The 12,728-nt window shown below is 29.7% G+C and carries 15 protein-coding genes; all 15 read left to right on the top strand.

Annotation, left to right across the window (positions count from 1 at the left end; all coding sequences use genetic code 11):
• Positions 1–11 precede the first annotated feature (11 nt).
• The 15 genes from fliI (at position 12) to NG901_RS04910 (ending at position 12,726) form a co-directional block, all read left to right on the top strand.
• The gene (gene fliI, locus NG901_RS04980; protein ID WP_252212648.1) at positions 12–1,319 is read left to right on the top strand and encodes a flagellar protein export ATPase FliI; all 1,308 of its coding nucleotides are present in this window, start codon (positions 12–14) and stop codon (positions 1,317–1,319) included.
• 34 nt (positions 1,320–1,353) lie between these two features.
• Positions 1,354–1,797, top strand: coding sequence for a flagellar export protein FliJ (gene fliJ, locus NG901_RS04975; protein ID WP_252212647.1), 444 nt, complete (start codon positions 1,354–1,356; stop codon positions 1,795–1,797).
• A gap of 6 nt (positions 1,798–1,803) precedes the next feature.
• Complete coding sequence (locus tag NG901_RS04970) at positions 1,804–3,108, top strand: flagellar hook-length control protein FliK (protein ID WP_252212646.1); 1,305 nt, start codon at positions 1,804–1,806, stop codon at positions 3,106–3,108.
• A gap of 11 nt (positions 3,109–3,119) precedes the next feature.
• On the top strand, positions 3,120–4,088 hold the full coding sequence (locus tag NG901_RS04965; RefSeq protein WP_252212645.1) for a flagellar hook assembly protein FlgD: 969 nt from the start codon (positions 3,120–3,122) through the stop codon (positions 4,086–4,088).
• Positions 4,089–4,478 carry a TIGR02530 family flagellar biosynthesis protein gene (locus tag NG901_RS04960; protein WP_252212644.1) on the top strand — a complete coding sequence of 130 codons (390 nt, stop codon included), beginning with the start codon at positions 4,089–4,091 and terminating at the stop codon, positions 4,476–4,478. It begins immediately after the preceding gene.
• Between the two features lie 155 nt (positions 4,479–4,633).
• Positions 4,634–5,731 (top strand): flagellar hook-basal body complex protein, encoded by a 1,098-nt coding sequence (locus NG901_RS04955; RefSeq protein WP_252212643.1) that lies wholly within the window; start codon positions 4,634–4,636, stop codon positions 5,729–5,731.
• 199 nt (positions 5,732–5,930) lie between these two features.
• Positions 5,931–7,055, top strand: a complete 1,125-nt coding sequence (locus NG901_RS04950; protein ID WP_252212642.1) for a flagellar hook-basal body complex protein — start codon at positions 5,931–5,933, stop codon at positions 7,053–7,055.
• Positions 7,056–7,148: 93 nt separating this feature from the next.
• Entirely contained in the window at positions 7,149–7,340 is a 192-nt protein-coding gene (locus NG901_RS04945; protein ID WP_252212641.1) for a flagellar FlbD family protein, read from the top strand.
• Between the two features lie 15 nt (positions 7,341–7,355).
• A complete protein-coding gene (locus NG901_RS04940) occupies positions 7,356–8,171 on the top strand; it encodes a motility protein A (RefSeq protein WP_252212640.1) in 816 nt (271 codons plus the stop codon).
• A gap of 2 nt (positions 8,172–8,173) precedes the next feature.
• Entirely contained in the window at positions 8,174–8,920 is a 747-nt protein-coding gene (locus NG901_RS04935) for a flagellar motor protein MotB (RefSeq protein WP_252212639.1), read from the top strand.
• Positions 8,921–8,922: 2 nt separating this feature from the next.
• Positions 8,923–9,402, top strand: coding sequence for a flagellar basal body-associated FliL family protein (locus tag NG901_RS04930; RefSeq protein WP_252212638.1), 480 nt, complete (start codon positions 8,923–8,925; stop codon positions 9,400–9,402).
• Between the two features lie 15 nt (positions 9,403–9,417).
• The gene (locus NG901_RS04925) at positions 9,418–9,804 is read left to right on the top strand and encodes a flagellar biosynthetic protein FliO (protein WP_252212637.1); all 387 of its coding nucleotides are present in this window, start codon (positions 9,418–9,420) and stop codon (positions 9,802–9,804) included.
• 2 nt (positions 9,805–9,806) lie between these two features.
• Entirely contained in the window at positions 9,807–10,586 is a 780-nt protein-coding gene (gene fliP / locus NG901_RS04920) for a flagellar type III secretion system pore protein FliP (protein ID WP_252212636.1), read from the top strand.
• 11 nt (positions 10,587–10,597) lie between these two features.
• Positions 10,598–10,867: a flagellar biosynthetic protein FliQ gene (locus tag NG901_RS04915; RefSeq protein WP_252212635.1), complete on the top strand. Its 270-nt coding sequence runs from the start codon at positions 10,598–10,600 to the stop codon at positions 10,865–10,867.
• A gap of 17 nt (positions 10,868–10,884) precedes the next feature.
• Positions 10,885–12,726 (top strand): fused FliR family export protein/FlhB family type III secretion system protein, encoded by a 1,842-nt coding sequence (locus NG901_RS04910; RefSeq protein ID WP_252212634.1) that lies wholly within the window; start codon positions 10,885–10,887, stop codon positions 12,724–12,726.
• The last annotated feature ends 2 nt before the right edge of the window (positions 12,727–12,728 follow it).

The following is a 12,728-nucleotide window of genomic DNA, read 5'->3' as shown; positions in this document are numbered from 1 at the left end:
GAGTATTAAACATGATGGATATTGACTTTAATAACTTAATCAAGAAGGTTGACAATACTAATTCAATATATACTGAAGGTGTAGTTAATAAAGTAATTGGTCTTACAGTTGAAGTAAAAGGCATAAAAGGATTTGTTGGAGAGTTATGTATTATATATAATGAAAAAAATACTCCTGTTAATTGTGAAGTGGTTGGTTTTAAAGATGGATTTGTTGTTTTAATGCCATTAGATGAATTAATAGGAATTTCTCCAGGATGTAGAGTAGTTCCAATGCGTAAGCCTTTAAGTGTAAGATGTTCTGACAAACTATTAGGTGAAATTATTGATGGATTAGGAAAGCCACTAAGGGGTGAAGAGCTTCTAGAAGGAGAAGATTACCCACTAGAAAATAATCCACCAGATCCTTTGAAAAGAAAAAGAATTAAAGAAATAATGCCAACAGGTATTAGAGCTATAGATGGATTCTTAACTTGTGGAGATGGTCAAAGAATAGGTATTTTTGCAGGGAGTGGAGTTGGTAAGAGTACTACTCTTGGGATGATAGCAAGAGAAGCAAAGGCAGATGTCAATGTTATTGCTTTAATTGGAGAAAGAGGTAGAGAGGTTCTGGAATTTATAGAGAAAGATCTAGGACCAGAAGGTATGAAAAAATCAGTTGTAGTTTGTGCTACTTCTGATAAACCAGCATTAATAAGATTAAAGGGTGCTCTTACGGCTACTGCAATAGCAGAATATTTTAGAGACAAAGGTAAAAAAGTAATTTTAATGATGGATTCTGTTACAAGATTTGCAATGGCTCAGAGAGAAGTAGGTCTTGCAATAGGAGAGCCTCCTGCAACAAAGGGATATACACCATCAGTATTTGCTAAGTTACCAAAATTAATGGAGAGATCTGGGACGTCAGAAGATGGTTCAATAACTGCTTTTTACACAGTTTTGGTTGATGGAGATGATTTTAATGAACCAATAGCAGATGCTGTAAGAGGTATCTTGGATGGGCATATTGTACTATCAAGATCTCTTGCTCATAAAAATCATTATCCTGCAATTGACATATTAAATAGTGTAAGTAGACTTATGAATTCAATAGCTCCACCACAGCATATAAAAGCAGCTTCTATTGCTAGAGACCTTTTAGCAACATATAAAGAATCAGAGGATTTAATTAATATAGGAGCATATGTAAAAGGTAGTAATAAAAAAATAGATTTAGCAATTTCTTATCATGATAAAATAGAAGAATTTCTGCGTCAAACTGTTAATGAAAAATCAAATTTTGATGAGAGTATAAGTTATTTAGTGTCAATGTTTGAATAGTAAATATCACACATCAGTAGTGGAGGTATGGTAAGTGGCAGAAAAATTTAAATTTAGTTTAGATAAGCTTCTTGAAATAAGACAAGATAAAGAAGAAGAGAGCAAAAGAATTTTTACTGAAACACAAAGACAAAAACAAAACACTGAAAAAAAATTAAATCAATTAAAGTTTAATTATGATAAATATAATGGAATTGTTCCAGGGGAAGATGTAGTATACCAAAAATTAAAAAGGTATTATCTTCAAGGACTTGAAACTGGAATTAAAGAAACTGAAAAAGATTTAGTTTTGAAGGACAAAAAAGTGAATGAAGCTAGAAGTGATTTGGTATCTAAACAGGTTGATAGGAAAACTGTTGAAATATTAAAAGAAAAAAAATTTTTAGAGCACATTAAAGAGGAAGAAAGGGTTGAACAAGTTAACCTTGATGAAATAGCCCTTTATTCATATATGAGAAGAATCAATGAAGGGAGGTGAGAATAAATGAAAATGAATATAAGTTCTAATTTAAATTTAACATCATTAAATACAGAATCTAATGTAACACCATCTAAAGTTAATAGTGTATCACATAGTAATGATAAAAATTACACTGCAAAAAGTAAAGATGATACAAGCTTTAAAGATGTACTAAATGAAAAATCAAGCACAAAAGTAGAAAGTAAAAAAGATGATAGTAAAAATATAAAAGATAAAACTGAAGTTGCAGATAAAAATGTTAATGACAAAGATCTTAATGTAGAAGAAAAGATTGATGAACTAGAAGAAAAACTTGATACTGCATCAAAAGATGAAATTATTGAAATGTTAAATTCAATTTTTAATATGTTGTCTTCTGCTAAAGATGAAAATATTGACGTGAAAGATTTAAATTCGGATATATTGAATTCAATAATTAACAATTTAGGTAAAGAAAATAGTGATTTACCTAAACTTCTTGAAAATCTATTAAATGCTTCAGAAAGTCCTTTAACTAATTTATTAAATTCTGATAATAAAGATTTATTAAATAAGTTATTGAGTAAGTTAGGAAATAAACTTGATGAAGATACAGATGTATCAAATAAAGTTAAAGATTTAATGAGCCAAATATCAAGTTCATTAGAAAATAAGGAAAATAAAACTTCTAACTTTAATACTGCATTTAAGAATTTTGAGCAAAATGCCAATTCTCAAATGAATAATCAAAATATTGAAGAAGAAAAAGTACCTACAAGCACTTCAGATGAAGATGATTTTTTAAATAAGCTTTTAAACAATAATAAAGATGATAGCGTATTAAATAAAATCAATTTACTTTCTTCAAGAAATGAAATTAATTCAAATAATGTAGCTGCTCCAACTGAGCCAGTAACAATAAATAAAGCAACTATGGGAGACGATTTAATTAAAAATGTTAAGCTTATGATTACAAACTCTATGAAAGAATTAACAGTAAAAATAAACCCAAAAGATTTAGGTCAACTTACTATTAGTTTGATTCAAGAAAATGGAATCATGAAAGCTAACATAAAAGCAAATTCTAAAGAAACATTTGAACTTCTTTCACAAAATTTAGTTGAAATGAAAAAAGCCATAGGTGAACAAAATATAAAAGTTGCTGATGTAAATGTAGAACTGTATCAAGAAGATACTACATTCTTTAAAGAACAAGGCTTTGGAAGAGGACTAGCTAAAGAAAATCAAAAACAAAACAGTAATAATGGACAAACATCTGTAATTGATTCAGTGGAATCAGAAGATGATATTACAGAAGATTTAAATAGTAATTTAGACTTTTTTGCTTAGGAGGTGAAGTTATGACTTTTTCTATGAGTGATGTAAATGCAGCTCTCGGTAAAACCAATGCATCTAATGCAGCAAATAGTAAGACTAATTCTACTCAAGGAAAAATGACAACTGATAGAGGAACTAAAATATCTAAATCAGGTCAAGAATTTGATAAAAACTCATTTTTAAAGCTTTTATCAGCTCAGTTATCCAATTTAGATCCAACATCTGATCAAGATTCAACTGCATATGTTACTCAAATGGCACAATTTGCAGCTATGGAACAAATGTATAACTTAAATGATACGATGAGTAATTTTTCATATCAACAATTAGTTGGTAAGGGTGTAACATTAGATGCAGTAAATAAAAAAGGCGAATTATATACAGGCGTAGTTAGAGGAGTATCTAAAGATAAATATGGTACTTATATTTCTGTAGAAGTTAATGAAAATGGTAAAAATGAGTACAAAGTATTTGATGTTAGTAAGATACAAACAGTCTTAGAAGTTCCTAATTATACAGCGTCAGATGTTAATAGCATATTAGTAAATTCAGACTTTTTATCAGCTTCAGCTTTAAAGGATCAAAAAGTAGTTATTTCTACGTATGATAAAGACAATAAAAATATCATAGTAAAGGGAACCATAAAAAGTGCATTTATAGATAATGGTGTTGTTAAAGTTAGAGTAGAGAGTAAAGATGAAGAAGGAAACTTAATTACAAAGGAATATCCATATGCTTCAATAGTAAAGGCAGGAGATTTAACTGAAGATGACATGAATGTTAAACCGGAAGAAAAGCCAGAGGAGAAGCCGGAAGAGAAACCAGAAGAAGATTCAAAAGTAGAAAATACAAATAAAGCGGATTCACAAAATCCAACAGAAAAAGAAAAGGCAAGTCAAGTTTTAGGAATGGTAGATAATAAGGATAAGGCAGGATACGGACAAGACTATGCAAATGACCTTGAAAAATTACAATCAATATTAGGAAAATAATTGAGTTATAGAATAATCAATGGTCAAGTGTATCCGATAGGTACCTTTGAACCTATTAAAAATACCAATCCAAAATCCACAACAAAAACAGAAGAAAAAAATAGTTTTAAAGATGTATTAAATAATGTTATCAATAAGAATCAAGGTTTTATTGTATCAAAGCATGCAGCTGAAAGACTAAATGAAATTAACTTTACAGATAAAGATATGCAAGAAATTGAAAAAGGATTCCAAATCGCAAAAGATAAAAACTCAAAGAATTCTGTTATTTTGTACAAAGATACTGCATTAATTGCAAGTATAGAAAATAGGACATTAATAACAGCTATTGAGAAAGAAAGAGCAAAAGATAATATATTTACCAATATAGATAGTGTGGTAATATTATAGGCTGGACCTTAGACAATTGACAATTAACATTTAAAGAATAAATAATTTTATAATTGTAAATTAAATATTGTAAATTGAACATTGTTAGTATGGAAGCCTAAACTTGTTGAATGATAGAGACAAGTTAACAAATTATGATTTGGAGGCAATAAAATATGTTAAGATCAATGTATTCTGGAATAAGTGGAATGAAATCTAATCAAGTTAAGTTAGATGTTATAGGTAATAATATAGCCAATGTAAGTACAACAGGATTTAAAGCATCAAGTGCAAGATTTTCTGATATGCTTTATCAAAATATGTCATCAGCAACAGCACCAACTGGGCAAAAAGGTGGTACAAATGCTAAACAAGTAGGACTTGGAGCACAACTTTCAAGTATAAATAAAGTTATGGGACAAGGTAATGCATTATCAACAGGAAGAAACTTAGATGTATGTGTTGATGGTGATGGATATATTATGGTAAGTAAAGGTCCAGAGGTTTATAAAGGTGGGACAATTGATGCAAAAGGAACTATTGGGATAGATAAATCTGGAAAGTTATCAGGAGGTAGCGAAAACGAGATTTTGTATACAAGAGATGGAAACTTTACTCTTGATTATGAAGGAAATCTTTTAACAGCAGATGGATACAGGGTAATGGGATACTTACTTCAAAATGGCACAGATGGAGATGTTAAATCTAGTATAGAATGGAAAGAAGAAAATGGCAAAAAAACTGCAATAGCAAATTATGTAGATGCTGATTCTAAGTCTTTACAAGCAGTAGGTGAAGGAAAAGAACTTCATACTTTAAAGATACCAGATAAAGTTTTAGCACCTAAAAGAGATGAAAATGGAGATCCAACAACTGAGTTTGTTGAAGTACCAGTAAAAAGTTTTTCAATAGGAAAAGATGGGGTAATTACAGCAGTACTTGGAGATGGTAGTAGAACAGCACTTGGTCAAATAGCTATGGCTACTTTTAAAAATCCAGAAGGTTTAACTACAATAGGAGCAAATAAGTTACAAACATCACCTAACTCAGGACCTGAAATAATAAAGACACCAAAGGGAAAATTAGCAGATGATTATACTGATAATAGTAAAGGCTTTGGACAATTTGTACAAGGAACCCTTGAATCATCAAATGTAGATTTAACAGAACAATTTACAGATATGATAACTGCAACAAGAGCTTTCCAAGCTTCATCAAAAATGATAACTACAGGTGATGAAATACTTCAAACAATAACTGGCTTAATGAGATAAGATTAATAAAAAACTTATATTCAGAAATTTACACTCCGGCTGAATATTAGCTTTATTAATAAAAGTTAGGATAACTTTTATATGCTATACGATTAGAAGAGATAAATTGATTATTAACAGTTTATAAATAAAACATAAAACTTTAATGATTATTGATAACAAAAGATAAAATTTGAAAATAAACGGAGGAAAATTAAATATGCTAAGATCGATGTACTCAGGAATAAGTGGGATGAAAGCTAACCAAGTTAAATTAGATGTTATAGGTAATAATATTGCCAATGTAAGTACAACAGGATTTAAGGCATCAAGTGCAAGATTTTCTGATATGCTTTATCAAAATATGTCATCAGCAACAGCACCAACTGGGCAAAAAGGTGGTACAAATGCTAAACAAGTAGGACTTGGAGCACAACTTTCAAGTATAAATAAAGTTATGGGACAAGGTAATGCATTATCAACAGGAAGAAGCTTAGATGTATGTGTTGATGGTGATGGATATATTATGGTAAGTAAAGGACCAGAGGTTTACAAAGGTGGAACAAGTGAAGGCACTGGAACTATTGGAATAGAGCCTTCAGGAAAATTATCAGGTGGTAGTGAAAGTGAAATTTTATATACAAGAGATGGTAATTTTACTCTTGATTATGAAGGAAATCTTTTAACAGCAGATGGATACAGAGTAATGGGATATTTGATTCAAGATGGGGAAGAGGCAGATGCAAAGGCTAGTATAGAATGGGAAACTCCAGGTGGAGGTACCACTAAAGTTGCAGTAGCAAACTATGTAGATGCTGATTCCAAAACATTAAAAGCAGTAGGGGAAGGAAAAGAACTTAATACTTTAAAAATACCAGATAAGGTAAAAACTTATCCTCTTAATGATGATGGTACTCCTAATACTAGTGAAAAACCAATAGAAGTTCCTGTTAAAAGTTTTTCTATAGGAAAAGATGGTGTAATTACAGCAGTTCTTGGAGATGGTAGTAGAACTGCACTTGGTCAAATAGCTATGGCTACTTTTAAAAACCCAGAAGGTTTAACTACAATAGGAGGAAATAAGTTGCAGACATCTCCTAATTCAGGACCTGAAATAATAAAAACACCTGTAGGTGGAATGAAAAATGAAGGTGGAGACCCAGAAAAGATAGATAATAGTAAGGGCTTTGGAGATTTTATCCAAGGTACACTTGAATCATCAAATGTAGATTTAACAGAGCAATTTACAGACATGATAACAGCAACAAGAGCATTTCAAGCTTCATCAAAGATGATATCAACAGGAGATGAAATACTTCAAACAATTACAGGATTAATGAGATAAAAGAATTTAATAATTAGGGAGTAATATTTTCTCCCTAATTATTTAAATAAATAATATTAGAGTATAAGATTTATACTTAATGGGAGGATGTCAATGATTGAACTAACAGGAATGAATAATAAATCATTTATATTAAATGATGATCATATTGAAAAAATAGAACAAGTTCCAGAAACTTTAATTACACTAAGTAATGGGAAGAAGTACATAGTTATTGAAAGTGTAGATGAAATTAAATTTAAAATTCTAAAGTATAAAAGAGAAATTTTTATTCAGGGAAGATAGAGGAGGCATTTAGTAATGAAAAAAACTGATATAATGACTGCCGCGGGATTAATAATGGGTTTAGGATTAATGATTTATGGGATGGCAAGTGGAGGCTCAGGTGCAAGTAACTTAAAGCTTTTTTGGGATTTACCTTCAGTTGCTATAACAGGTGGTGGATCTATTGCAGCGGTAATGATTGTATATCCACTAGACGAAATAAAAAAAGCAGGAATATTATTTCTCCAATCATTTAAAGAACCAAAGTCATCTACAATGGAAACAATAAGTCAGTTTACAGAACTTTCAAGAAAAGCTAGAAGAGACGGGTTATTATCTTTAGAAGATACAATATCTCAATTAGAAGATAAATTTTTAAAAAAAGGCTTACAAATGGTTGTTGACGGAATAGAGCCAGAATCTATAAAAGAAATATTAGAACTTGATATATCAGAAATGGAAGTAAGACATAAATCAGGAGCAGGAATTTTTTCAGCTTGGGGAGCATTTGCACCGGGATTCGGTATGTTAGGTACCCTTATAGGATTAATACAAATGCTTGCCAATTTAACTGATTCTAGTACAATAGCATCAGGAATGGGTAAAGCGCTTATAACAACATACTATGGTTCACTTATAGCTAATATTTTTGCATCACCAATAGCACAAAATTTAAATAATAAAAGTCAAAAAGAAGTTGCTATAAAAGAAATGATGCTTGAAGGTATACTTTCAATTCAATCAGGAGTAAATCCTAGAATTGTTGAAGATAAATTAATATCTTACTTATCACCACAAGAAAGAATAGTTTATGCTCAAAATAATTCAGAAAATAATGAAGGGGTTGCTTAAAAATGGCTAGAAAAAAGAAGTCAGATGATGGAGGCGGATTAAGAGGAGATGAATGGCTTGGTACCTATTCGGATTGTGTTACACTACTTTTAACCTTTTTTATTTTACTTTATTCTATGTCAAGTGTTGATGCACAAAAAGTACAATCAATATCTCAGGCTTTTGTATCAGTTATGACAGGTCAGTCAGGTGACACATTTCTTCAGTATAATCAGTATGATGGAAAGGTTCCTATAATTGGTGGAGAATCAGATGCTGAAGGGGTAATTGATGCAGAATCTTTAGGAAAAGAAACTATGTATCAAGATGTAAAAAATTATGTTGAAAAAAACAATTTATCTGGAGCTATGGATATTATTCAAGATGAACGTGGCGTTATATTAGAGCTAAAAGATACTGTTTTATTTCAATCTGGCCAAGCAGATTTAATTCCTGGTAGTAAGGAAGTTTTAGATAAAGTTAATACATTAATTTCAGCATTACCTAATTCAGTTATAGTAGAAGGACATACGGATAATGTACCTATAAGTAATTATAAATATGCAAGTAATTGGGAATTATCTACTCAAAGAGCTGTAAATGTAGTTAAATATTTTGTTGAGACAAAGAGTAATGATCCAATGAAATTTAGTGCAGCAGGATATGGAGAGTATAGACCTATAGTTTATAATAATTCTGAAGAGAATAAAGCTAAAAATAGAAGAGTTAACATATTAATAATTAATGAAAAAGATAATAAGGAGCGATAATAATGGCTGATAAAGATAAGGGTAAGGATAAAGAAGCAAAAGGCAAATCAGGCAATATGAAAACTATTATAATATTTGTGGTAGCTTTACTGATAGTTGGTGGAGGAGTTTTTGGTGCAACTTATATGTTTATGCAAAAGAATGCTAAAACAGTTATTCAAGAAAAAACCACTGAAATAACTTATGTAGATATGGGAGAAATGACTGCAAACTTAGCAGATGAAGGTGGGAAAAGATACTTTAAAGGTCAAATATCAATAGGGTATGATAAGACAGATAAAGATGCAGAAACTGAACTAAAAGAAAAAAAAGTTGTAGTAAGAGATTCAATAATATTTTATCTAAAGTCTTTAAAATTAGATTATATTAATAATACTAATAATGAAAAAGAAATAAAAGCTCAACTTATGGACAAAATAAATAAGCAATTAACAAAGAGTAAGATAGTTGATGTTAGATTTGATAGTATAATAACTCAATAGAAAGAAGAAAAAAATATGGAATTTAGTTTTTTTAAGATGATTCTAAATTTGATAATGTCTTTATTAGTTGTCTTTTCACTTATGTTTTTAATGTTTAAAATATTAGGAAGTAAGGTAAAAGCAGTTAATGACAATAAATATGTAAAAGTTATAGATAGAACTCAAATAACAAAGGAAAATTCTATAGTAGTAATCAAAGTAGGTAATAAGGGATATCTACTTACAAATACACAAACAGGTATGGAAAAATTAGAAGATTTATCTGAAGAAGAAATTAATAAAATTGAAGAAGAGAAAAGAAATAATATGTATCTTATAAATGAGTCATATATAAAGAAATCTGAAGATATAAAGAAAAAGGTTTTAAATATATTTAAGAATTTACACATCAAAGGAAGATAAAGATGAAAAAAAATAAAAACAAAGTTATGTTTGTGTTGATTTTAGCTTTTGCTATCATAACATTTTGTGGAATAAAAGCATATGCAGTTCCTGAAAGCATAGATTTACCACAAGTAAATTTAGGTATTGGAGATGGTGAAAGTAGTCCCAACGATTATGTTAATAATATAAAGATATTAATATTTTTCACTATTCTTGCAGTACTACCATCTATAGTCATAATGTTAACATCTTTTACAAGAATAGTAGTTGTATTTTCATTTATTAAAAGTGCTATAGGTGTACAACAAGCAATACCAAATCAGATTTTAACAGGATTGGCATTATTTATCACTATATTTATTATGTCACCAGTATATAATGAAATTAATACAAATGCTTTTAAACCATATATTGAGCAGAGTATAACACAGGATGAAGCCATTGAAATAGGTTCAAAACCGATAAAAGATTTTATGCTGAAACAAACTAGAGAAAAAGACTTAGAGTTATTTGTAGAGATTAATAATGTGAATAAAGAAGAATTAACTAGAGAAAATGTTCCATTTACAACTTTGATTCCTGCATTTGCAATAAGTGAACTAAAAACAGCGTTTCAAATAGGATTTTTAATATATTTGCCGTTTATAGTAATTGATATGGTTGTGGCAAGCGTACTTATGTCAATGGGTATGATGATGTTACCGCCAGCTATGGTATCATTGCCATTTAAATTATTATTATTCGTAATGGTAGATGGATGGTACTTACTCGTAAAATCGTTAATTATGAGCTTTTCGTGAGGTGGAAATTTATGAGTCAAGCGTTATTAAATGGGGTTGTTAAAGATACTATAATAGTTGCTGCAAAACTAGCAGCACCAATATTATTTGTAGTATTAATTGTTGGATTACTTATAAGTATTATACAAGCAACAACCCAAATTCAAGAACAAACTTTAACTTTTGTTCCTAAATTAATTGCTGGAGCTATAGTTGGAATATTTTTAGGAAGCTGGATGCTTCAAACTTTAATGTCTTTTACAACAAGAATATTTGAATTGATTACAAAAGTTACAGCGTAAAGGGGAGGTAGTGCATTGTGATTGAAACGGCCTACTTTCTTGCATTATTCTTTATATTTTTAAGATTAACATCTTATTTTGTTATTGTTAATGCATTTTTTCAAACAGGAACACCACATATATTAAAAGGAGCATTAAGTTTAATAATCTCTATTGCGGTATTAGCTGGAGTAGATTATTCAACTGTAAATGAAATAAATAATGTATATTATTTAATTATTTATGGGTTAAATGAAGTTATGACTGGCTTAGTGCTAGGATTCATAACTAACATGATTTTTGAAGTAGTAAAATTTGCAGGAAGCTGGATGGATATTCATGCGGGATTTTCTATGGTATCAATATTAGATCCAACTTCACACTCTCAAACTACTTTAATTGGAAATTTTTCTTATATGATAGCCACAGTTATTTTCTTTATTGTGGACGGTCATCATATAGTAATAAAATTATTAATTGAAAGTTTTAGAATAGTACCTATTGGTCAAACATTAGTTTATCAAGAAACTATGATGGCTGTAATTTCTACTATTACTGAATACTTTGTATTAGGAGTGAAAATAGCAGTACCACTTGTACTGATAATTGTTATAACTGATTTATGTTTAGGACTGATATCAAGAACTGTACCTACAATTCCAATAATGATATTTGGTTTACCAATTAAAAATTTATTAGGACTTGCTACATTTGTAATTTTATTACCGCTGATATTTAAAGTGGTTAGTAGTGCAGTTTATAACTTATCAGATGTTTTTGAACATATTTTTAGAGCAATTCCTGCAATTCCTCTAGCATTGATATTTGCAGATGAAAAAACAGAAGAAGCAACTCCAAAGAAAAAATCAGATTCAAAGAAAAAAGGACAAATGGCTAGAAGTAAAGATGTAAGTGTTGCTATTACTATGGCTGCATGTACATTAGCAGTTTCTATGTTGTGGGGAAGTTTAGTAAATACTTTTAAAGGTGTTTTAACTTATTTTTTAGCATTCCCAAGTTTAAAAGATTTTAATGAATTAACTGCTATAAACTTTATTGTATTTAGTCTTTTAAAGGTAGCTGCTGTGTTTTTACCATTTGCATTAGCAATAATGATAGCAGGAGTAGCATCAAGTATAATTCAAACTGGTTTCCTTATAACAGGAGAACCATTAAAACCTTCATTAGGTAAGATAAATCCTTTAAAAGGTTTTAAAAATATGTTTTCTAAAAGAAGTTTAGTTGGTTTAATTAAAAATCTTATAGTAGTAACAATAATATCTATACTAGCTTATAAGTATGTTAAGAATAATTACGTTGATATAATAAATATTTCGAGTTTATATTTACCTTCTTTAGGTGATGAAGTAAAAAATTTAGTTGTAGGAATATTTATGCAAATAACATTGGCATTAGTTATTATTGGTGCAACAGATTATTTTGTACAATTTAGAATTCATAACAAAGAATTAAAAATGACTAAACAAGAAATTAAGGATGAATATAAGCAAGCAGAGGGTGATCCTCAATTAAAAGCGAAAATAAAGCAAAAGCAAAGAGAAATGGGAATGAGAAGAATGATGCAATCTGTTTCAGATGCTACAGTTGTAATTACAAATCCTACTCACTTAGCTATTGCATTAAAATATGAAGAGGGTGGAAACATGGAAGCACCTAAAGTTGTTGCTAAGGGTGCAGACAATGTTGCAATTAGATTAAAAACAATTGCTAAAGACAATGATGTTCCTATTGTTGAAAATAAGCCATTAGCAAGGCTAATGTATGACAGGGTAGAAATAGATCAAGATATACCACAAGATTTATATCAAGGGGTAGCAGAAGTACTAGCAATAGTATTGAAGTTAAAGAAGAACTCTTAGTT

It is taken from the genome of Clostridium sp. CMCC3677 (genome assembly GCF_023845585.1).
Lineage (GTDB): Bacteria > Bacillota > Clostridia > Clostridiales > Clostridiaceae > Clostridium > Clostridium aquiflavi.
The sequence above is the reverse complement of the archived record's forward strand: the minus strand, read 5'-3'. Positions and strand labels throughout refer to the sequence as shown.